This is a genomic window from Patescibacteria group bacterium, from assembly GCA_018900835.1.
In the GTDB taxonomy this organism is placed as follows: domain Bacteria; phylum Patescibacteriota; class Minisyncoccia; order Minisyncoccales; family PEYH01; genus PEYH01.
On sequence record JAHIFQ010000007.1, the window covers coordinates 18,751 to 40,890 of the forward strand.

The window sequence follows — 22,140 nt, forward strand, 5'->3', positions numbered from 1 at the left end:
AAGCGAAAAGCGAAAAGCGTAAAACAAGGAAGCGAGATAGGGAGAAAAATCGAGGAAAGACTGACGCCATGTAGAGACAGAATAAGTGTGATATAATAGAGAGCGTAAAGAGTAAAATATAAAGAGCAAAGCAGGAAAGGAAAATGCAGAATTTGGGGATTTGTTATTTTTAGTTTTTCGTTTTGAATTTTACACTTTTAAGATGGCTAAAAAAAGGAAAAAAAGAAAAATAGCCAAAAGAGCGCCTCAAAAATCTTCTTTTTTCTCAATGTTATCCAGACGAAAAAGAGAGAAGAAGGCAATCTTGCCTGACGAGATAAGGCCATGGGTTTTCGGCATTTTTTTGATTGTGACAGCTGTTTTTACTATTCTTTCATTTTTTGATTTAACAGCTCTCGCTGGTAAATGGTTTTTAAAAATTTTTGGCTTCTTTATGGGAGAAGCAATATTTATAGTACCACTTGTATTAGCGTTAGGAGGTCTTTCTTGTTTTTTCTCAAAAGACAGGCGAAAATGGTCTATATTTATAGCAGTGATGCTTCTAACTATTGGGACAGCAGGGGTTTTGGGGTTGTTTGATTTATCTCATAATCAAGATATAGGATTTGATTTTCTTTATTCGGGCCGAGGTGGTTGGTTGGGAAACATTTCTGCTTGGCCATTGATGAAGGTTTTCGGTTTTTTGCTCACATTGATAATATTATTGTCGCTGGTGATAATCGCTGGATTGATATTCTGGTTTTTTATTTATTCTTCGCATAAAAAAGAGAAACCATTAGCAGATGAAGAAGAGGAAGAATTTATACCCAGAGAAATTAAAGAACTGCGCAAGCCATTTATCCGCAAAGTTTTTGCTCCCAAATTTCAAGTGAGCAAAGTTGAAGACGAAAAAGAAGCTAAAAAGAACATAGAGAAAGAAGCAGAAGAAGAATCAAAAGAACCGGGATTGATGCCTGTCATTGACTCGACAATTCATCCAGCAATGAGCGAAGGGAATTTGATAACAGATTGGAAGCTTCCTTCTTTTGACTTGCTCGCTCAAGACAAGGGCACGCCTCAAGCAGGAGACATTAAGACGAATTCAGAAGTTATAGAAAAGACATTTGAACACTTTGGCATTTCTGTGAAAATGTCTGATATCAATATTGGCCCAACAGTGACTCAATATACATTAAAGCCAGCCGAAGGCGTTAAGCTTTCAAAAATAACCACTTTGAATAATAATTTGGCATTAGCATTAGCAGCTCATCCTTTGAGAATGGAGGCGCCGATTCCAGGGAAATCCCTTGTTGGCATAGAAGTGCCAAATAAAAGCAGAACGCTTGTTCGCTTGAGGAATCTCATTGATAATCCCGTTTTTCAGAGCGACCCCTCAACTTTGCTATTCGCGATAGGTAGGGATGTTGTTGGAGAATCATTTTATGCTAATTTAAGCAAGATGCCTCATCTTTTAGTTGCTGGCTCCACAGGTAGCGGAAAAACAATTTGTTTGAGCAGTATAATTCTAAGTTTGCTCTACAAGAATTCGCCAGACCAATTGCGTTTTATCCTGATTGACCCGAAAAGGGTAGAGTTTTCAAATTACAACGGGATTCCTCATCTATTGGGCCCTGTTATATATGATGTCCAAAAAACTTTGAGTATTTTGAAATGGTTGATTGACGAGATGGAGAGAAGATTTGAAATTTTGTCTAATTCTGGAAGCAGGAATATTGATGAATATAATAGAAAAATAAAAGGCAATGGCAAGAAACAGGAAGAAAAGAAAATAATGCCATACATAATCCTCGTTATTGATGAATTAGCAGACCTTATGGCAGCAAAAGGACGGGAAATTGAAGCGGGAATAGTGAGGTTGGCTCAAAAATCAAGAGCTGTCGGAATTCATTTGATTTTAGCTACCCAAAGGCCATCAGTAGAGGTTATCACAGGACTAATTAAGGCGAATATCATTGCCAGAATTGCTTTTCAGGTTGCTTCGCAAATTGATTCAAGGACAATATTGGATACATCTGGTGCTGAAAAATTGCTCGGATTGGGTGATTTATTATTTATTTCAGCCGAGCTTTCTAAACCAAAAAGAATACAGGGCGCTTATGTTTCCAGTAAAGAGGTGGAACAGGTGGTTGATTTTATCACGAAACAGAATCATAAAGAAAATAGAGAGGATGAATTAGCAGACAGCATAAACAGCGAGTTGAAGAGGTTGGAGAATTTTGGAACTATTGGAAGCAGAGGAGGAGATGCGGAATTTGACCCTGTTTATTTAGAAGCAAAGCAATTGGTTCTTGAAACCAAAAAGGCGTCAGCGTCATTTTTGCAGAGGAAATTGAGAATTGGTTATGCCCGCGCTGCCCGGCTCTTGGATATGCTTGAAGAAAGTGGAGTTGTGGGACCAGCTGATGGAGCAAAGCCAAGAGAAGTATTTATTGATGAAGAGGCGATTCTTAAGCAACACCAAAGTCAGGTGCTTGAAGGAATAAGCGAGGACGATGCTGTGGGTAAAGAAGATGAATATTCGCCAAGCGAAGAATACGAAGATTTTAATGCTTCAGAAGGAGAAGAAGAGACAGAATAATCATTAATTAATAATCAATAATCAGTAATCAATAATCAATTATTAATCCAAAATTATGGTGAAAGAAACAAAAAAGCCAGTTGAAAGCAAGTTTGAGCATGCTGATTTGAAAGAGACAATTGAAGAAATAAAAAAGGAGTTCGGCGAGGGCGCGATTATGCGTCTACAGGAAATTCAGGCAGTTGATGTTGATTCAATTTCAACCGGTTCAATATTTTTAGATTCTGCTTTGGGAACCGGGGGCCTGCCAAGAGGAAGAGTAATTGAAATTTACGGGCCTGAAAGTTCGGGCAAGAGCACATTGGCCCTGCATTGCGCCGCAGAAGCCCAGAAAAAAGGAGGGGTGGCTGCTTTTATTGATGCTGAACATGCATTAGACCCGGAATATGGCAAAAAGATTGGAGTTAAGGTGGAAGAATTATTAATTTCTCAACCAGATTCCGGAGAGCAAGGCCTGCAAATCGTTGAGAGTTTAGTGAGGTCAAACCAAGTAGATATGATAATCATTGATTCAGTGGCAGCCCTTACTCCGAGGAGAGAAATTGCTGGAGATATAGGAGACCAACATATCGGGCTTCAGGCGCGGTTGATGAGTCAAGGTTTAAGAAAGCTATCCAGTATTGCTTCAAAATCAAAAACCATTATTATCTTTTTGAATCAAACAAGAATGAAAATCGGAATTCCGTTCGGCAATCCTGAAACTACTCCGGGCGGATTGGCTTTAAAATTTTATGCGTCAATAAGAATTCGTTTGCAAAGATGCGCGCAAATAAAGCAGGGAGAAGATATAGTCGGCTCTCGCATCAAAGCAAAAATCGTTAAAAATAAAGTGGCTGCTCCGTTTAAAATAGCAGAATTTGATATATATTATAATGAAGGGATTTCCAATACAGCTGATATTATTAATGCAGGGCTAAAATACGAAGTGATTAAAAAGAGCGGGAGTTGGTTTACTTATGGTGAGGAGAAATTGGGGCAGGGCATGCCAGGGGCGAAACAAGCGATAAAGGATAATAAAGAGCTTATGAAAAAGCTTAAAAAAGATGTTATGGATAAAATGAAGGAGGAGAAATTATAATTTTCAATTTACAAAATCCAATTTTCAATTAAATTCCAATTTACAATTCAGAGAAATAAAACAAAAAACTGCCCTGAGTTTATCGAAGGGCAGTTTTTTGTTTTGAGTTGTGTTGGGGGCGGCCCCCAACTTCGTTGTCATAACGCCATTGTTAGGGCCGCCCCCAACAAATGCGAGTTTATTTCTTTGTGGCGGACAAAAGCCCCAAATGTCTGGACTGCTTCACTGCTTTAGCCATCTTTCTTTGATGATAACTGCAAAGACCAGTCCTTTCCTTAGACCTTATTTTTCCCAATCCAGTAAGAAATTTCTTTAGCTGGTCGGTCTTCTTGATATCAATTTCCTTGATGTTTTGTTTACAGAAAAAACAATTCATGCCAATTTTGCCCAACAGGGCGAATTACTTATCTTTAAAACGGAATTTCTTCTATATTAATGTCATCTCCTTCTTCTATAGTTGGTATGTCTTCTGAAGGGGACTCATCTTTTAGATTATTCTCTCTTGCATCATTATTCCTTGGCGTTGCACCTGCTGACCTTGGACCAAATTGGATATTGTCAGCCACGACTTCGGTTCTGTATTTTTTAACGCCAGAAGGGTCGTCCCAGCTTCTTGTATTTATTTTTCCTTCTATAAAAACCAATCCTCCTTTCCTAAGATATTGCGATGCTATTGTTGCTAAATTTCTCCAAGCAACAACATTGTGGTATTCTGCTTTTTGCTGTTTTTGTCCTGTTTCCTTATTCGTCCAAATCTGGTTGGTTGCCATACGAAAACTGCACACAGCTTGTCCTGATGGGAGGTTTCGTAGCTCCGGGTCGTTTGTTAGGTTGCCCAATAAAAAAACCTTATTTAAATTCATTTTCTTTTGTATTGAAAATTTCTTCTATCTTTTTATCAATATCTTTGAGCTCGACCTTTTGCTCTTTTTTGGACATATTTTCAGTTATATTATCTTCTAATATTTTTTCGTCTTCATTGTTTGTTGGAATCAATGTTGAGGGCTTGCGTTTTGAGCGAATATTTGGATTATATTCAGGTATTTGCTTTAAGAAAGAGCGGAGAATCAATCCCTCTGTTGATATGTTCTTTTGCAATTCCTGGATTTTTTCCTTTTCGCAGGAGAAGTCAATGGCCAGTAGTGCGGCGTTATTCTCTTTTTTGATAGGATAACCCAAAATCCGCTCATCAGTAGGATAATTCATCAGGATTTTCCCCTCGCCATCCTGGATAAGTCGGCTTATTTTTTCTATTATTTGGTCTCTTTCCGCAGTTTTTGTTAAAGCGGATACAAGACATATTAATTGGTAATTCTTAGTCATAGCACTACTTTAACAAGAAATGTCTTATAGGTCAAGATTTTTTATAAATAGTATCGCATTTTTCATTATTTTGAGTTAGAATAAAAATATATGAATACATCTATCTTTAAGGCATACGATATTCGCGGATTATGGCCTGACCAAATAAATAAGTCGGATGTTCTTAAAATTAGTAAAGCATTTGCTATTTTTGTTAAGGACTTTTACTCTATTGAGTCCCCAAGCATTATAGTTGGTTATGATATTAGAAAATCATCAGAAGAAATTTTTGATGCTGTGGTTAACGGATTAAATAGCGAAAATTGCAAAGTGATTAGTATTGGTTGTTGCTCCACGCCATTAAATTATTTTGCTAATTGGAAAAGAGAGGCAGACGGTTCAGTAATGATTACTGCCTCTCATAATCCGAAAGAATATAATGGGCTTAAATTTTCTTTAAGACAAGTTGTGGCTTTGGCTGAAGAAAATGGGGTGGAAAAAATTAAAAAAATAGCATTAGGAATGCCTGAAAATGATTATGTTTTTGAGGGCAAGGTCAAGAAACAAGAAGAGGAGACAATGATAGATGAATATTTGGATTTTTTGGTCAAAGAAGCGGAAGGAATAGATATACAGCAGTTCAAAATCGCTGTGGATTGTTCAAATGGCATGGTTGGTCCTGAATTTAAGAGATTGGCAGGAAAATTAGGCATAAGATATCAGGGCATATTTATGGAGCCAGACGGCGATTTTCCTAACCATGAGCCGAATCCATTAAATGAAAAGGCGATTGCATCGCTTCAGGAATTGATGCTCGGAGATAGGTTTGATTTTGGGATAATTTTTGATGGAGATGGAGACAGGTTTATGGTTCTCACAGAAAAAGGAGAGATGATAAGGAGCGATTTTTTGGCTGGTGTTTTAGCCAAATTTTTTATTTCTAAAATAAATAATAAAAAAATTGTTTGCGACGCCAGATTCGGTCGGGGGATGAGGGAATATTTAGAACATTCTGGGATAGATATTATAAAATCAAAAGTAGGATATTCTAATATTAAAAAGAATATGAGAGAAGCAAGCGCATTTTTCGGCGCAGAGCTATCTGCTCATTTTTTCTGGAAGGATTTTTGTTATGCAGAGAGTCCTCTCTTAACGCTGATTCGGTTAATGAAGATTTTGTCTGTTGAAAATAAAAAAATCAATGACATGATTAAGCCGATGCAAAATTATTTTAGTTCTGGGGAATTAAATTTTGAAGTTCTTGATAAAGAGGGAAAACTAAAAAAGATTAAACAGGTGTATATTGGAGAGAATCAATCCCATTTAGATGGGCTTACTGTGGAGTGCGCGGATTGGTGGTTTAACGCCCGTTTGTCCAATACAGAATCATTGCTCCGGCTTATTGTGGAGGCAAAATCGCAAAAGCTATTGGACGAGAAAGTAAGCGAATTAGAAAAAATAATTAAAGAGAAATAATTTTTGAGATAAAGAGACCCGTCCTCATTACGAGGACGGGTCTCTTTTACGTTTTTCGCTTTGCGCTTTACGCTTTTTAGACCTCTATAACCACGGGCAAAATCATTGGCCGTTTTTTTGTTTTTTGATACAGAAAGTCGCCGATTTTTTCCCGTAGATTATTCTTAGCGAAAGACCAGTTGACTGATTGTCCTAAACCAGTGCTTGCCTCGATAATAGTGACTGCTTTTTTACGGCTTTGGTAGAGTAGGTTTTTAGAGGTATCAAGATGGACAAAGCCCCTTGAAATAATATCGGGAGAACCAACTACTTTGCCGGTCTGGCTATCAACAACAGCAATAATCACAAAGATTCCATCATTTGAAAGAGCTCGGCGGTCACGAAGAACCACGGCCTCAAGGTCATTAGACCCAAGCCCGTCTATAAACACATAGCCAGTGTCTGCTTTTTTCTTTTCAATAACCGGAGTTTTTTGTTTATTAAACTTTATAATATGCCCATTATCTAATATAAGGATATTTTTTTCCGGGAAATTAGTTTCTTTTATAACCTTTTCCGCTTCTTTTAGGAGATAGTGATTTGCGTAAACAGGCAGGACAAAAGTGGGCCTTATCTGTTTCACGACCTCTTGTATCGCCTCAACATTATTATGCCCGCTCACATGGATATTCATTATCTCGTTATGGATTACATTGTCGCACTGGCGGTACATATTGTCTTTGAGTCGTTGGATGGTCCTTTCGTTGCCAGGGATAATAGAGGACGAGAATATTACAGTATCGTTCTTGTGCAGTTTTACATATTTGTGATTCCCAGTCACAATTCTTGAAAGCACTGCCCTGGCTTCTCCTTGGGCGCCTGTCCCGAGAATAATGACTTTATTATCTGGATATTCGTCTATTTTTTTAATATCTATTAATGCATTGTTCGCGTCCTTGATGTATCCCAATTGCTGGGCTACTTTTATATTCGTTTTCATGCTGTATCCGTCAATTGCCACTTTTTTGCCAAGTTTTTGAGCAAAGGAAATAATATCTCTTGCTCTTTTGACTTGGGTTGCAAAGGTAGCAACAATGATTCTTCCCGGCGCTTGAGTGATAATTTTTCTCAAGTTTTCCCACATATCTTCTTCAGTAGAGAGCGCGCCTCTGTTTGTCGCGCCCAAGCTTTCAATCATTAAAATCGTTGGCTTGGCAATTTGGGAGAGATTATTGTAAGAGATTGTTTTTTTGCTTGACAACTCTGTTCCAAGCGTCCAGTCACCCATATGGATAACGGTTGCGACAGGAGTGGAAAGTACTATTCCCATAGAATCCATAATAGAGTGTTCAACCTCAAAGAATCCCAATTTAAAATTATTAAGATTTATTTTCTCGTTAACATTTTTGATTTGAATAGTTTTTAATTTCTTAGAAGAACCTTTTATATGGTCTTCCATTCTGTGTTTAATAAGGGCAATTGTGAGCGGTAGCCCAATGACCAAAGGAAATCCGAGCTTCTCTAATAACAGGGGAGCAGCGCCGATGTGGTCCAAGTGGCCATGAGTAAAAACAACAGCTCTGATATCTTTTTCTTTTCCCTTGAGATAGCTAATGTTCGGGATAATATAATCAATTCCAGGCATATCTTCTTCTGGGAACTGGATTCCCATATCAACGATGACGATATCTCTATCATATTCAAAAACAGCCATATTTCTGCCAACTTCCTCCTGCCCGCCAAGAGGAATGATGCGCAGGTCAATGTCTTTTTTATATTCTTTATGTGGTTGTGTTTTTTGTGTTTGCATAAATTTTTGTGTTTGTGTTTAGGTCGCGATGCGACCGCTTGTGCCGAGGGAGGGAGTTGCCCGCCCTAGGCGGGTCCGCCTTGGGCGGAAACCCTCGAATAAATTATATTTTTATTTACAAATTCTCTCCCCTTACCACTTTTTAGAAATTTTTCCCTGGCCCGGGCATCTTTATCTGATTTATATCCTTCATAATAAATAAGCGCTAAGGGTCTTCTATTTTTTGTCGTTTTAACATCTCCTTTCCTGTGTTCCAAAATTCTATTTTTTAGATTAGCCGAATAGCCAATATATAATTTATAATCTTTCAAACTTTGTAGAATGTAAATGTAAAACATATTTTTGTGCCGAGGGAGGGAGTTGCCCGCCCAAGGCGGGTCCGCCTTGGGCGGAAACCCTTGTGCCGAGGAAGGGAGTTGAACCCTTAAGCCCTTGCGAGCACTGACTCCTGAAGCCAGCGTGTTTGCCAATTTCACCACCTCGGCAGGTTGACAATTTTTCAAAAAAAGGTAATGTCGGAGATATCGGGCGATTGATTGAGAAAAAGGGAGAAGGAGGTTGTTATGAAGTTAATTGGGTATTTGCTGTTTGTTGTAGGTATCCTTGGTGCAATAATTGTTCCCGCTCTGATAGACCAGGTGGAAATGGGGTTGTTGGATATCACTGGCGCTTTTCGTTTGTCCGCGTTATTTTTCTTTATACTATTGGTGTCCATCGGGTGGTATATCTTGTTCACACGGAAATTGCGAACCAGCGATTTAACCGAAGGCAAGACATATCTTGTTGTTCAATCAGGCCCAACAGGTGGCGATACTCGTTTTCTTTATCTTGCTCCTGTGGATATTGGGGCAGGGAAAGCAGTTCGTCAAACATTCAAAACTGAGAACATTTCTGCTGGGATTGAATATAACAACATAGTGCGAGCGAAAGGTCGCGGATTGGTCTTAGTTGCTAAGGTGAGCTTTATCCCTGAACTTGACAAGGTCAAATGACCCCAAAAGTCCGTGACATCTGCTCATTCACAATAAGCTATGCGCCATCAGGCGCGCCGCCTGCCCAGGAGCTTTAATCCTGCGGCAGGTTTTTTCTTTTATAAACAGGAAAGTTCTTCTGGAAGAGATGCTTGGGCATTCTCAAACCTCAAAGCAGGAACATTTTTATAATCTTCATTTTTAATCCAACCTTGAGTAGTGTAGAAATAGCAAGCGCCATTTCTTTGCTGGATTTCTTCATAACTGTTTTCCATCTCTTTGTCAACCCAATTTGCCATTTTTAAGGTTTTATCTGTTGGATTAATTGTGATGTGGCTATATAGGAGAGGAACAATACAAACCTCTCCTTTTTTCGCCTTAACAGCATAAACATCCTCTATTGTGTCGTTATTTTCTTTTTGCAATAAAAATATTGCCTCTCCTTCTAAAATAATATATGTTTCCCCGCACTCGTTAGTATGAGTATGCCCCTTAGTTTTATTAAATTCATTTCCAAGCATTATAGGCAATATCACTGTGATGTCATATCTTAAATTGTTTTTTTCTTTCAGTCCTCTATACATATAATACAATTCCGTATCTATATCGGCTGTTTTTTGCCATTCTTTGTCATATAAAACAGAACCCATATCTTTTATGGTACGAATATCCGGCTTCAAATTTTCAAGATTAAAATCCTCCATAATATCTAAGATTAAAAATTAAAAAATAGGGACTTATCGTTGCACTCGTTTTGTTTTAATATACCAATCGGCAATTCCTGCGAATCTTTGAGAAGGGTCAGAAATTGTATGGGCATTAATTCCTTTAATCCCGCTTGAAGCAAGATATATAAGGTCAGGATTAAACAGGAAAATGGCTGGCGCATCTGCTTTCAAAAGATTTTCCGCTTCCTCCATTTTTTCAATAAGAATATTTTTATCAGAGCTTGTCCTAATTTGTTCCAGTAATTTATCAACTTTCGTATTTTTATAATCCGCAAGATTCAGGCCTGGATAAATCCTTTGACCAGAATGCCAGAATGGGTAAGGGTCAGGGATAATGCCGAGCACTTGTCCGAATAACAGGGCATCATATTCCCGTTCTTTTATCACGGTTTGTTTAATTTCAGTGATTGGGAGAGCGTTTATTTCTGTTTCTATTCCAATTTTTGCCCATTGTTCCTTTAAAAGCTCGGCTGTTTCTTGGAGCATTGGGTCAATTGGCGTGGTAATTGTTATTTTAAATTGAATATTTTCAGCTTGATTAATAACACATATCTGGTTCAGTTTTTTTCTAGTGCTTGGACCCACAACTCCGTTGCCAGAAGAAAGTCCAGATGGTTTCAGTATTTCATCAGCGTATTTTTCTTGTAATTTTATTACTGCTTCTTTGGTCTTATCGCCGAAAAAACCAGAGATTTCTCCGTCAGGATAAATGTCGCTGAACATAGCAAGGCATTGCTGGAGATATTCCACTGTCTTGCCTTTTGAGCCAGATGATAATGTGCTCACAAAATTCATTGTTTCCGCGCTTTTGATTTTCACCAACCTTCCATCTTGCTCAACAAACCCGGCCTTAGTTAACAACTCCCTTGCTTCATCAAGGTTGAATCCATTCGGAGAAGAAGTGCTTTCAGGGTTGTATATATTTAATAGAAAAGGGGATTCTGCGACAGCGCCTTTATTAGATAATATTTTTTCTTTAATTTCCTGCTTATTCGTGGCGAGATTGAGCGCGCGCCTAATTGTGTCTTGCGCCAAAAATTCGCTTTTAGTTGGATTAAAGAAAAGGGCAAAATATCGAGGCATAACAAAAGAGTATTCGTTGAGATTGTAAACTGATTCATAGTCGCCTGAAGGCAGAGAAAAAGCATCAATAATGTTGTTTTCCGCTGCCCGCAGAAGTTCTTTTTTGTCTTCAAAAAATAGGAAATTAATTTGGTTAATATATGGCGATTGTCCGTAATAATCAGAAAAATCAGTTAAGTTGATTGAAGTAATCCTTCCTGTCTTATTCTGGGTTATATTTTCTAACTGGAACGGGCCTGAACCGATTGGTTTGAAGTTATACGAAGAAAGAGGAAAATTTTCCGCTGAAATTTCTGACCAAATATGATTGGGCATTATTTTTAGGCAGAGTGTTTCCAAAAACGCAGGATAAGCGTTTTTAAGAGTGATGGCTATTTGGTATTGAGAGACCTTTTCCGCTTTTACATCAAGCCATTTCGCTTGGATTGGACTCTTAAAATCAGGGCTTTGGATTGTTTTTATAGTAAAAATTACATCATCAGCAGTTAATGGTTTTCCATCATGGAACACAGCGTTTTCTTTCAGAGTAAGATTATAAAGCTTGCCGTCATTTTCAATAGAGTATTCTGCTACAAGGTCTGGGATGATTTCTCCCGAATTATCATATCTAAAAAGTCCAGAATAAATTAAATTTACAAGGTCCCTGTCAACATCGTTTGAGGCAGCGTAAATCGGATTTATAAATCTTGGTTGACCCAAAATTCCTTCCCGAAAAATACCTCCGTTGGCAGGCGCGAGAATCGTGCTACCCAAATAAGAAGAGATAATAAGATAAATGCCAGAGACGAGGAAGGCGACAAAAAATACAAGCAAAGATATTTTTTCTTTTTTATTAAGTACTCTTGGTAGAACTCTAATAATATTAAAAACCCGAGAGAAACCTGGTTTCAATTTATCTTTGATTGGCTGGATATTCAGCTTAGGTTTGATAGCAATCAATCCCTTTTTAATTTTAGGGCTTATATGAATTGTTTTAAAACTAAAAAATTAGATTTAGAATAGCCAAGATTATAAATAGTGCGCCCAACGAGACTGTTGCCCAAAATATTTTTTTCTCCATTCCTCTTCTGGAGCCATAGAATGCGCCACCTTCTTGTCCAAAAGCAGACCCGATTGCCGAGCCCCTTTGCTGGAGCAGGATTCCAGCTACCAAGAGGACTGAAACAACAATTTGAAGAATAGCGAGTATATTAATCGTCATATCTTTGTTTTTTCCAGCTGCGCTTTGCAAGCAGATAAAAGAAAAAGCTTGAAGCCCAGATGATTAATGTGGTTATTGCTAACGGGACTGTACCTGATATTTGGAAATTGTTCGGAAATAAAACATACGAAACAAACCAGACAATTGCAATATTTATTACTAACCCAATCAGGCCAAAAGTCAATAGCCGGACAGGGAAGAGCAGGAAATTCAGAATCGGTTTGATAAAATAGTTGATTATGCCGAATATTAGACCGATTAAAAGAAAAATCTTGCGGGTACCGACAAATTGGACTCCTGCAATAAATTCGGATGTCAGATAAACGCCGAGCATTCCGGCTATGGCTTGGAACAAAAAACCATTCATTGATACATTATATCATTTTTAAATTGTAAAACAATAAAAATCTTGACAAAATTGCGGGTTTAGTTTAAGGTATAAACTATAAAAAGCCAAAAGCCAAAATCCAAAGTAAAGAATGGGAAATGGAAAACACATAAAAAGGTCGCTTTATGCTAATCAAGCAAAAAAAGAAAAATGAATATCAAACCATTATCTGACTATATTTTAATTGAACCAGTTACTGCTGAAGAAAAAACAAAAAGCGGTATATTTTTGCCAGAAACAGCGGAGAAAGAGAGGCCAGAACAAGGGACTGTTGTGGCAGTTGGCGCAGGGAAGAAAACATCTTCTGGAAAAATTCTTTCTATGGATGTAAAAATCGGAGATAGGGTCTTGTTTACTAAATATGGCCCAAATGAGATTGAAATAGACGGAAAAGAATATTTAATCGCTAGAGAAGATGATATACTCGCAATTTTAGAATAATTCCAAAATCATTAGATAAATAATCATTAATCAATAGTAATAGAAAAATGGCAAAGAATATTTTATACTCCGAGGTTGCTCGGAAAAAATTGAAAGCTGGCGTTGATAAATTGGCAAACGCTGTAAAAGTAACTCTTGGTCCGAGAGGCAGGAATGTTATTCTGGATAAGGGTTTCGGCTCTCCAACCATCACCAACGATGGAGTCACTATTGCCAAGGAGATTGAATTGGAAGACAGGGTTGAAAATCTTGGCGCAGAGATTGTGAAAGAAGTTGCTTCCAAAGTAAATGATATGGCAGGGGACGGCACCACCACAGCCACTGTTTTGGCTCAAGCCATTATTGGCGAAGGAATTAAAAATGTGGCTGCTGGAGCCAATCCATTAGCTCTTAAAAAGGGGATTGAAATGGCATCTAAAAGAGTTGTTGAATTTTTAAAGGAAATTTCAAAGCCAATGGCAGGCAAGGAAGACATTGCCAAGGTTGCCACTATTGCGGCAGAGGACTCTGAACTCGGCAATATGATTGCGGATGTAATAGACGGGGCAGGCAAAGACGGAGTGGTGACCATAGAAGAGTCAAAAACATTTGGTTTGCAAAAAGAAATTGTTAAAGGTCTTCAGATTGACAGGGGATATATTTCTCCATATATGATAACCGATGCCGAGCATATGAGAGCAGAGCTAGATGAGCCATACATATTAATAACTGATAAGAAAATTTCATCCATAAAAGAGATTATTCCAATCTTGGAGAAAATCGCCCAGACAGGCAAAAAAGATATTGTGATTATTGCCGAAGACCTTGATGGAGAAGCGTTAGCAACATTGCTTGTTAATAAAATTAGGGGAGTATTCAATGCTTTAGCAGTAAAAGCCCCCGGGTTTGGCGATAGAAAGAAAGAAATACTTGAAGATATTGCCTGTTTAGTCGGGGCTAAGGTGATTTCAGAAGACATTGGGTTGAAAATTGAAAATGCGGAAATTGAAATGCTCGGGCAGGCGAGAAAAGTTGTTGCTACTAAAGACGACACAACAATTGTGGAAGGAAAGGGTAGTAAGGAGGAAACAGAATCTCGAATTGCCCAAATTAAAAAGCAATTAGAAGTCGCTGACTCGGAATTTGAAAAAGATAAACTGCAGGAACGGTTGGCAAAATTAGCCGGTGGCGTGGCTGTGATTAAAGTTGGTGCTCCGACTGAAGTGGAGCAGAAATTAAAACAACACAAAGCAGAAGATGCTTTGTCAGCAGCTCGCTCTGCGCTTGAAGAGGGAATCGTTCCAGGCGGAGGTGTTGCTCTAATAGAAGCAACCAAGGTCTTGGCTAATCTTGAAATTGCTGAAAAAGGAGAATTAGCTAAAGATATCCAGACAGGAATTGATATTCTTAAAAAAGCGATTGAGGCGCCAGCAAGACAGATTGCCCATAATGCCGGGGTGGATGCAGGGGTTGTTATTGCCAGAATCAAAGGAAGTCAGGAGCTGGATTTTGGATTCAATGCCCAGACATTAAGATTTGAAAATCTTGTCCAATCAGGAATCATTGACCCAACCAAGGTCGTGAGGTCTGCTTTGGAAAATGCAGTGTCTGCTGCTGCCACATTTTTAACAACAGAGGTGGCTATTACAGATAAGCCAGAGAATAAGGATAATAATCCTATGTCCCAAGGCAATCCTTACGAAGATTTTTAAAATAAAGAAATAAAGACAAAGATAAATCCAAAACCCTGCCTTAGTGGCAGGGTTTTGGATTTAATGTGTTGGGGCCAGACCCCAACATTATGTGGGCTTGTTTTTTGCGTAGAATCGGGTTATGATATCATTGAATCATTAAAATTAACCAATAATATGAGTACATTGCTAATCGTTATTATAGCGGTTTTGGCTCTGTCATTTTTAGGCATAGCAGGGTTGTTCAATCGTTTTGTTGTGCTTCGCAACAGAACAAAAGAGGCATGGGCAGATATTGATGTCCAATTGAAAAGGAGATACAACCTGATTCCCAATTTAGTCAATACTGTAAAAGGATATGCCCAGCATGAGAGAGAGCTTTTTGAAAAAGTAACGCAGGCAAGAGCGCAGGCAATGGGCGCGCAAGGAGCAGGAGACAAAGCGAAAGCGGAAAATATGTTGTCAAGCACATTAAAGTCCCTTTTTGCTGTTGTAGAGAATTATCCTGACTTGAAAGCGTCAGACAATTTTAAGCATCTTCAAGAGGAATTAACTGACACCGAAGACAAGGTTCAGGCAGCCAGAAGATTCTATAATGGAAATGTCAAAGAGCTTAATATCAAAGTTGAAAGTTTTCCTTCAAATATAATCGCGAGAATGTTCAACTTCAACAAAATGGACCTTTTTGAACTTACAGTTCCAGAAGAGAGAGAAGCACCGAAAGTAGCGTTCTAAAAATATTTATTTCCTACTGGGATACAATTCATAGGACACTGCTCGCTATAAATTATATCCCAGTATTTGTTAAAGAAAATGACTTCCTACAATGTCGCTGAATCCAATGTCCGCAAGACATGGCTTTTACTAACCGTGTTTTTAATTTTGGTCATAGGAGTGGGATGGATTTTTAGTTATGTTATGGAAAGTCCGGGAATCTTGTATTTTGCTGTTGGCTTTAGTATTTTTATGAGCTTCAGCAGTTATTGGTATTCTGATAAAATTGTGTTATCGTTGGCAGGGGCAAAATTGATTGAGAAATCAGATAATCCTACCTTATATAGAATAGTTGAAAATCTCTGCATCACTGCCGGCCTTCCTTTTCCGAAAGTTTATATTATAAACGAAAGCCAGCCAAATGCTTTTGCCACAGGCAGAAACAAGAAACACGCAGTAGTGGCAGTGACGCAAGGGCTTTTGGAGAAATTGGAAAAATCAGAACTTGAGGGAGTGATTGCTCATGAGCTTTCTCACATAAAGAATAAGGATATGCTTTTACAGACAATGGTGGTGGTGCTTGTTGGTATCATTGCCTTGGTTTCAAATATGTTTTTAAGAATGGGATTTTTAGGTAGGGGGCGAAGGGATTCGCGTGGAGGGGTTGGCGCGATTTTAGCAATTTTGGGAATTGTTTCAGCGATTTTAGCGCCCATAGCAGCCAACTTAATAAAACTTGCGATTTCAAGAAAGCGGGAATTTTTAGCAGACGCAAACGGAGCTTTAATAACTCGCTATCCTGAGGGCTTGGCAAAAGCGCTTGAAAAGATTGCCCAAGACCCGAGTCCATTGAGAAAAGCCAATAGCGCCACAGCGCATTTATATATTTCCAATCCTTTCCGCGGGGAGAAATCGCAGGGCTGGTTTACAAGATTATTTATGACCCACCCGCCAACAGAGGAACGCATCAAAGCATTAATGGGTCTAAAGATTTAATTGTTTTTGATTTTGAGGTGGGGTTCGAGAGTGGCTTAATCGAGCAGCTTGGAAAGCTGTGACCCTAACGGGTCCCGTGGGTTCGAATCCCACCCCCACCGCTCTTATCCTTAACTACAAATTACTCACACAAAATACAAAAGATTTGTTTTTGCTCCAGCAAAAATTTATAGATGATGTCAGGAAAAGAAATTATGATGTTCATACCAAGCCAGTCAAGATAATGAAATTATCAATAGATGTTTCTAGTATACCGATAAATTCACCGGCATTACTCGAGAACTTCATAAGAAAACCATTATTGAAAGAATTTAATCTTGAGACAATAGAAATATTGAATAAAAAATTGAAAGAGTTAAACAATGGGGGTATTAGATTTATCCAGGACAAGAAATGCAATTTTGATGTTGAGATAGGCAGAGATATGTTGATTGATTATGACAAAAACGGTATAGAAAATTTCATCTTATGGAGCGGAGATAGTGATTTTTCTGACCCGATTGATCAATTATTAAAAGATGGGAAGAAGGTTGTGGTTTTTTCGACGGCCAGAAGGGTTTCAATAGAAATATCTGATACCGGAGTAAGGATATTTGAAATTAAAAAAATTAGAGATTTTATTTGTTGGCCAAAGGAAAGCCAAAAGGACCCCTTTCAGGGCCCTTAAGCTTTAAATTTTTGATTAATTTTCATTAATCAATTATAGTGTAGCAAATACAAATTGGATGTCAATAGTCAAGGGCGAAAATTAAAAATTTATAGATAAAATTCATATTTTATGAAAACTGCAGCGATTATACCGGCATATAATGAAGAAATGGGATTAGGAGATGTTTTAGATGTGGTTGTCAATCACCCCTTAATAGGCGAGGTTATTGTGGTGGATGATGGCTCTACTGATTCCACGCCAATAATAGCCAAAGAGCATAATGCTTCGCGGATTATTATCCTTAATGAGAATATCGGAAAAGGCAAGGCGTTGGATATTGGAGTCAAGAACACAGAGGCAGAAGTTATTCTTTTCCTTGATGCTGATTTAATAGGATTTAAGCAGATACATATAACCAATCTAATTAAGCCGGTTATTGACGGAGAGTGTGAAATGACTGTTGGAGCGATTGACAGGTCAAAATTGAGTCCTGCTCTTAATAGGAAATTAAGCAGGATAGAATCGCCGTTCTCTGGGATGAGAGCCATCAAGAGAAGCGTCTGGGATATAGTGCCTGATGAGTATAAAAATAAATTCTATATTGAAACTGCGATTACTTATCTTGCTAAGAAAAAAAGGATTAAAGTAAAGCCATTAGTTTTAGCTGGCGTGACACATATTACAAAAGAAAAGAAAATGGGTTTTTGGAAAGGGCATTTAGCAAGATGGAAAATGCATTGGAATATTGTTCAGGCAAGCGTATTATTAAGGATAAAAAGGGCAAAGAAATATGGATTCAGTAATCAATGAAATCAAAGAAAAGCTTGATATTGTTGATGTAATTTCAAGTTATATAAAACTTGAAAAAACAGGGGCTAATCATAGAGCCCTTTGTCCTTTTCATTCAGAAAAAAAGCCGTCTTTTTTTGTAAGCCCTACTCGCCAAATATGGTCCTGCTTTGGATGTGGAGCCAAAGGTGACGTCTTTGCTTTTGTAAAAGAAATTGAGGGCGTTGAGTTCGGGGATGCCTTGCGTATCCTTGCTAAAAGAGCGGGAGTGGAATTAAAAAGGCAGGACCCTCAAATTCAGACAGCGAGAAAAAGGATTTACGATATTTGCGAAATAGCAACTAAATTTTTTGAGAAACAACTCCATTCAAGTTCAACAGGGAAGGAAGCAAAAGAGTATCTTTTAAAGAGAGGGTTGAACGAGGAGTCAATAACAAAATGGCGGGTTGGGTTTGCCCCTGATTCTTGGGATAGCTTAATGAAATTTTTACAACAAAATGGCTATTCAGTAGGAGAGATAAAAAGAGCGGGATTAATTTTGGAAAGCGAAAAGGGAAAGGTTTATGACCGATTCCGTTCACGGATAATTTTTCCGATTTTTGATTTGAATTCCCAGACAGTGGGTTTTGGGGGTAGGGCTTTCGGCAAAGACGATGCGCAAGAAACAGCCAAGTATCTGAATATTCCCAATACTGTTCTTTACAACAAAAGTCAGGTACTCTATGGTCTGAATCAGGCAAAAATTCCAATCAGAAAAAATGAAGGATGTATTTTAGTTGAGGGCTATACTGATGTGATAATGTCTCATCAAGCAGGGGTTCAAAATGTAGTAGCCACTTCCGGCACAGCATTAACGCCTTTCCAGCTTGCGATTTTGAAAAGATATTCCAACAACTTGATTACTGCTTTTGATATGGATATTGCCGGAGATTCAGCTACAAAAAGAGGAATTGATTTGGCGCAGGCGCAGGGATTTAATATAAAGGTGGCTGTCTTGCCGGATACGAAAGACCCTGCAGATATGGCGACAGAAGACCCAGAGGCGTGGAAAAAGTTTATCAATGAAGCTCGCTCAATAGTTGAATTCTATTTTGACAGCGCGTTTTCTAGATTTGATGTTAAAAATCATGATGAGAAAAGGAAAATTTCTGAAATACTTATTCCTATATTAAAAAAGATTCAGAATAAAATTGAACAATCGTCTTGGGTTAAGGAATTGGCTAATCGCTTGATGGTAAGCGAAGCAAGCGTTGAAGAAGAGCTGAATAAATATGTTCCAGGTCAAGTGATTGCGGAAACCACGCAAAAAACTTGCAATAGAGAGAGCAAGAAATCAAGGAGAGATATTATTCAAGAAAGAGCCCTGTCGTTATTATTGAATTATCCTGCGGGATTTGCGTTGATACAAGACCAGCTTCTTGATTGCTTGTCTCCCGAAATCAAAGAAATTATTATTAAAATTAAGGAAACTAAATCAAAAGATTTTAAACAAGCCGATTTTTCAGAACAAGATAAAGATTTTTTGGATTTTCTATCACTCAAAGGGGAGGTGGCAGTAGAGGCAGAAGACAAGGAAGTGGATGTGGCAGACGAAATAATGGTTTGCCTAAAAGAGATAGAATGTCTTACAATTAAAGAGCGACTTGAAGAATTGTCCAATAAAATTAGGATTGCGGAACAAGAGAATAAGAAAGACGAAGCAGAGGAGTTATGTAAAAAATTCCATCAACTTACCGAGAGTTTATCTAAAAATCATAGCGAAAAATATAATCCAATACAAGAAATTGATGATTAGTAATTAACCCGCCCGAGGCGGGCAAGTAATTAATAATTAAACCTATGCCCAAAAAGAAAAAATTGATTAAGAAAAAGAAAGTTGCGAAAAAGAAGGTTGTGAAAAAAAAGAAAATTTCCCGCAAGAAAGAACTTGCGAAAAAGATTGTTAAGAAAAAAAGCGTAAAAGACAAAAATAAAGACAAGAAAGCCAAGAAAATTGTTAAAAAGAAGGTCATTAAGAAGAAGTCCCCTAAACCAAGCGTAAAAAAGAAAAAAACGCTTAAAAATGCAATTGGCAAAACAGCCAATAGGACATTTAGAAATAAGCCGGTTGAGGGGGTAAAGACCAGTAAACTTAGAGAAGAGATTTTTCCTCTTGCCAAAATAGAGGAATTGATTAGACGGGGGAGAACGCGTGGTTTTGTGACCCACAGCGAGGTTATTTATTTTTTCCCTTATCCGGAGAAGGATTTAGATGGGTTGGAAGCGCTTCTTTATCGCTTAGAAGAAGAGGGGATTGAGTTGAAAAGAAGCCAGGGATTTTTGCGTGTTGAGGGAGATGAGCATAGTCAGATTAAATCCAAGTCCAAAAACAAACCCATTGTGAGCCGACGCCCTGATTCTATACAAATGTATCTAAAAGAGATAAGCAAGGTCGCATTTTTAACCGCCAAGGAAGAGAAGGATTTGGCAAAAAGAATAGAAAGGGGCGATATTGCGTCAAAGCAAAAACTTATTAGAGCCAATTTACGGTTGGTGGTTTCAATTGCTAAAAAGTATGTAGGCAGAACCCCAAACCTCACGATGCTTGATTTAATTCAGGAAGGAAATTTAGGACTTTTTAGGGCAGCTGAAAAATTTGATTGGAGAAGGGGATATAAGTTTTCAACTTATGCTACTTGGTGGATAAGACAGGCAATCACTCGTGCATTAGCTGACCAGGCAAGAACTATTAGGATTCCTGTGCATATGATAGAAACTATTTCAAAATATACAAAAGTTAGAAGGGAGTTATTAAGAGAGCTGGGCAGGGAGCCATCAGTGGAAGAAATTAGTAGAGAGATGGGGGTGAGCGGAGACAAGGTGAGGCATATTAAAAAAATTGCCCAAAAGACAATTTCTTTGGAAACGCCGATAGGCGATAAAGACGACGAAGACAGCGTTTTAGCCGAGTTTATAAAAGACGAAGAAATGCCCTCTCCTTCAAAGCGGGCAGCCCGGGCATTGCTTAAAGAGCGGCTGGATGAGATTTTGGCTGATTTGACTGATAGAGAGCAGAAAATTTTGGCAATGAGATTTGGTTTGACCGACGGAGTGACTCATACATTGCAGGAAGTAGGGGAAGTGTTTGCCGTCACCAGAGAGAGAATCCGTCAGATAGAAGCAAAGGCACTGGAGAAGATACGCAAACACGACAACCTCAAAAAACTGGAAGGATACTAATTCCTTGAAAAAAAAGATAAAATGACATAAGCTTTAGATAGTAAAATTTAATATTCCGCGGTAGCCCCGACGCAGGGTCGGGGCCCCGACTATAAAATACGTCGGGGCTCAAAAACAGAATATAGTTATGGCTTATGTATATATATTAAAAAGTACAAGAGACGGACGATATTATATTGGGAGCACCATAGATGTAAATCGAAGATTAAGACATCATCAAGGGGGTTATACTTATTCAACCAGGCGTTTTGGTAAATTAGAATTAGTATTTAAGCAAGAATATAAATCGTTAAAAGATGCGCGCTATATAGAAAGAAAATTGAAAAAACTTAAAAGGAAAGATTATATTGACAAAATAATCAAAGACGAATATATAAAAGTTAATATTCCGCGGTAGCTCAATGGTAGAGCCATCGGCTGTTAACCGAGAGGTTGTAGGTTCGAGTCCTACCCGCGGAGCCGTATTTGACAGAAAATATTGTTGATATATAATGGAAATATGAATAAAGATTATAGCGAATTGATTCAACATTTAGATAGAAAATTCTCGAATATTGACGGAGAGTTTTCAATAGTTAAAGAATCTTTAATGAATCTGAGAGAGAGATTAGTCAATTTGGAAGAAAATAAAGCAGATAAGTCTGATATTAATGATTTAATGACAGCGATAGATTCCTATGCGAAAAGGGCAGATACTTATTTTCAAGAAATGGTTATGTTGAGTCATAAGGTTGACAGACACGAGAAATGGTTTCAGTTAATTGCTAAAAAATTAGATTTGAAATTAGAATATTGAGGATATCAAATTAATTAGTTATAAATAGCATTATGTTTAATGCTTTTTATTTTAATAAATGTGTAAAATAAGTCTGAAAATCGTCCCATCTGCGGAGATATATAGTGAGTGGCGGGGTGGGGTAGATTAGCGAGTCGTTCCAAAAACCCTCTATTTGTGAGGGTTTTTGAATCATTTGGCGTAGGATGTTAGAACTTTTTTATGTTGCAAAGCTATTGAATTATTACGGGCGTTGACGCCCCGGCTTATTTAAGGGTAAAATGTAGTACTGG

General features: G+C 38.0%; 23 protein-coding genes and 3 tRNA genes. 16 read left to right on the forward strand and 10 right to left on the reverse strand.

What is annotated here, in order from left to right:
- Positions 1–202: 202 nt before the first annotated feature.
- Entirely contained in the window at positions 203–2,578 is a 2,376-nt protein-coding gene (locus KJ562_01185; GenBank protein MBU3964331.1) for a DNA translocase FtsK, read from the forward strand.
- A gap of 55 nt (positions 2,579–2,633) precedes the next feature.
- Complete coding sequence (gene recA, locus KJ562_01190) at positions 2,634–3,656, forward strand: recombinase RecA (protein ID MBU3964332.1); 1,023 nt, start codon at positions 2,634–2,636, stop codon at positions 3,654–3,656.
- A gap of 178 nt (positions 3,657–3,834) precedes the next feature.
- Here the strand turns inward: recA and rpsR are convergent, their stop codons facing one another.
- The 3 genes from rpsR to KJ562_01205 are packed head-to-tail and all read right to left on the reverse strand — an operon-like array spanning position 3,835 to position 4,979.
- Positions 3,835–4,032, reverse strand: a complete 198-nt coding sequence (gene rpsR, locus KJ562_01195) for a 30S ribosomal protein S18 (protein MBU3964333.1) — start codon at positions 4,030–4,032, stop codon at positions 3,835–3,837.
- A gap of 34 nt (positions 4,033–4,066) precedes the next feature.
- Positions 4,067–4,519, reverse strand: a complete 453-nt coding sequence (ssb, locus tag KJ562_01200) for a single-stranded DNA-binding protein (protein MBU3964334.1) — start codon at positions 4,517–4,519, stop codon at positions 4,067–4,069.
- Complete coding sequence (locus tag KJ562_01205; GenBank protein ID MBU3964335.1) at positions 4,506–4,979, reverse strand: 30S ribosomal protein S6; 474 nt, start codon at positions 4,977–4,979, stop codon at positions 4,506–4,508. The genes ssb and KJ562_01205 overlap by 14 nt, the downstream gene beginning before the upstream one ends.
- A 90-nt stretch (positions 4,980–5,069) precedes the next feature.
- Between KJ562_01205 and KJ562_01210 the strand changes: the two genes are divergently transcribed.
- On the forward strand, positions 5,070–6,434 hold the full coding sequence (locus KJ562_01210; protein ID MBU3964336.1) for a phosphomannomutase/phosphoglucomutase: 1,365 nt from the start codon (positions 5,070–5,072) through the stop codon (positions 6,432–6,434).
- A gap of 76 nt (positions 6,435–6,510) precedes the next feature.
- On the opposite strand, the gene KJ562_01215 is transcribed toward KJ562_01210, so the two are convergent.
- The 3 genes from KJ562_01215 to KJ562_01225 form a co-directional block, all read right to left on the reverse strand.
- On the reverse strand, positions 6,511–8,223 hold the full coding sequence (locus KJ562_01215) for a ribonuclease J (GenBank protein MBU3964337.1): 1,713 nt from the start codon (positions 8,221–8,223) through the stop codon (positions 6,511–6,513).
- A 65-nt stretch (positions 8,224–8,288) separates the two neighbouring features.
- Entirely contained in the window at positions 8,289–8,561 is a 273-nt protein-coding gene (locus tag KJ562_01220) for a GIY-YIG nuclease family protein (GenBank protein MBU3964338.1), read from the reverse strand.
- A gap of 63 nt (positions 8,562–8,624) precedes the next feature.
- Positions 8,625–8,708: transfer RNA gene (locus tag KJ562_01225), tRNA-Leu, on the reverse strand.
- A 78-nt stretch (positions 8,709–8,786) separates the two neighbouring features.
- Between KJ562_01225 and KJ562_01230 the strand changes: the two genes are divergently transcribed.
- Positions 8,787–9,215, forward strand: a complete 429-nt coding sequence (locus KJ562_01230) for a hypothetical protein (protein MBU3964339.1) — start codon at positions 8,787–8,789, stop codon at positions 9,213–9,215.
- Positions 9,216–9,313: 98 nt separating this feature from the next.
- Here the strand turns inward: KJ562_01230 and KJ562_01235 are convergent, their stop codons facing one another.
- The 4 genes from KJ562_01235 to KJ562_01250 are packed head-to-tail and all read right to left on the reverse strand — an operon-like array spanning position 9,314 to position 12,573.
- Positions 9,314–9,898, reverse strand: a complete 585-nt coding sequence (locus KJ562_01235) for a glucose-6-phosphate isomerase (protein ID MBU3964340.1) — start codon at positions 9,896–9,898, stop codon at positions 9,314–9,316.
- 33 nt (positions 9,899–9,931) lie between these two features.
- Positions 9,932–11,944: a hypothetical protein gene (locus tag KJ562_01240; GenBank protein ID MBU3964341.1), complete on the reverse strand. Its 2,013-nt coding sequence runs from the start codon at positions 11,942–11,944 to the stop codon at positions 9,932–9,934.
- 40 nt (positions 11,945–11,984) lie between these two features.
- Positions 11,985–12,206, reverse strand: a complete 222-nt coding sequence (gene secG / locus KJ562_01245) for a preprotein translocase subunit SecG (protein ID MBU3964342.1) — start codon at positions 12,204–12,206, stop codon at positions 11,985–11,987.
- The gene (locus KJ562_01250) at positions 12,196–12,573 is read right to left on the reverse strand and encodes a phage holin family protein (protein MBU3964343.1); all 378 of its coding nucleotides are present in this window, start codon (positions 12,571–12,573) and stop codon (positions 12,196–12,198) included. The genes secG and KJ562_01250 overlap by 11 nt, the downstream gene beginning before the upstream one ends.
- Before the next feature lie 171 nt (positions 12,574–12,744).
- On the opposite strand from KJ562_01250, the gene KJ562_01255 reads away from it, so the two are divergent.
- From KJ562_01255 to KJ562_01310, 12 genes are all read left to right on the forward strand, one after another.
- A complete protein-coding gene (locus KJ562_01255; GenBank protein ID MBU3964344.1) occupies positions 12,745–13,035 on the forward strand; it encodes a co-chaperone GroES in 291 nt (96 codons plus the stop codon).
- A gap of 47 nt (positions 13,036–13,082) precedes the next feature.
- Complete coding sequence (gene groL, locus KJ562_01260) at positions 13,083–14,726, forward strand: chaperonin GroEL (protein MBU3964345.1); 1,644 nt, start codon at positions 13,083–13,085, stop codon at positions 14,724–14,726.
- A 156-nt stretch (positions 14,727–14,882) separates the two neighbouring features.
- Positions 14,883–15,440 (forward strand): LemA family protein, encoded by a 558-nt coding sequence (locus KJ562_01265; GenBank protein MBU3964346.1) that lies wholly within the window; start codon positions 14,883–14,885, stop codon positions 15,438–15,440.
- A gap of 78 nt (positions 15,441–15,518) precedes the next feature.
- Positions 15,519–16,415 carry a M48 family metallopeptidase gene (locus KJ562_01270; protein MBU3964347.1) on the forward strand — a complete coding sequence of 299 codons (897 nt, stop codon included), beginning with the start codon at positions 15,519–15,521 and terminating at the stop codon, positions 16,413–16,415.
- A 16-nt stretch (positions 16,416–16,431) separates the two neighbouring features.
- Positions 16,432–16,516, forward strand: a tRNA-Ser gene (locus KJ562_01275).
- Between the two features lie 44 nt (positions 16,517–16,560).
- A complete protein-coding gene (locus KJ562_01280; protein MBU3964348.1) occupies positions 16,561–17,082 on the forward strand; it encodes an NYN domain-containing protein in 522 nt (173 codons plus the stop codon).
- Between the two features lie 111 nt (positions 17,083–17,193).
- Positions 17,194–17,874: a glycosyltransferase family 2 protein gene (locus tag KJ562_01285; protein MBU3964349.1), complete on the forward strand. Its 681-nt coding sequence runs from the start codon at positions 17,194–17,196 to the stop codon at positions 17,872–17,874.
- A complete protein-coding gene (dnaG, locus tag KJ562_01290; protein MBU3964350.1) occupies positions 17,855–19,648 on the forward strand; it encodes a DNA primase in 1,794 nt (597 codons plus the stop codon). Before KJ562_01285 ends, dnaG begins: the two co-directional genes overlap by 20 nt.
- Before the next feature lie 44 nt (positions 19,649–19,692).
- A complete protein-coding gene (locus tag KJ562_01295) occupies positions 19,693–21,072 on the forward strand; it encodes a sigma-70 family RNA polymerase sigma factor (protein ID MBU3964351.1) in 1,380 nt (459 codons plus the stop codon).
- Between the two features lie 127 nt (positions 21,073–21,199).
- Complete coding sequence (locus KJ562_01300; protein ID MBU3964352.1) at positions 21,200–21,469, forward strand: GIY-YIG nuclease family protein; 270 nt, start codon at positions 21,200–21,202, stop codon at positions 21,467–21,469.
- A tRNA-Asn gene (locus KJ562_01305) sits at positions 21,460–21,531 on the forward strand. Before KJ562_01300 ends, KJ562_01305 begins: the two co-directional genes overlap by 10 nt.
- A 40-nt stretch (positions 21,532–21,571) precedes the next feature.
- Complete coding sequence (locus tag KJ562_01310; protein ID MBU3964353.1) at positions 21,572–21,868, forward strand: hypothetical protein; 297 nt, start codon at positions 21,572–21,574, stop codon at positions 21,866–21,868.
- Positions 21,869–22,140 lie beyond the last annotated feature (272 nt).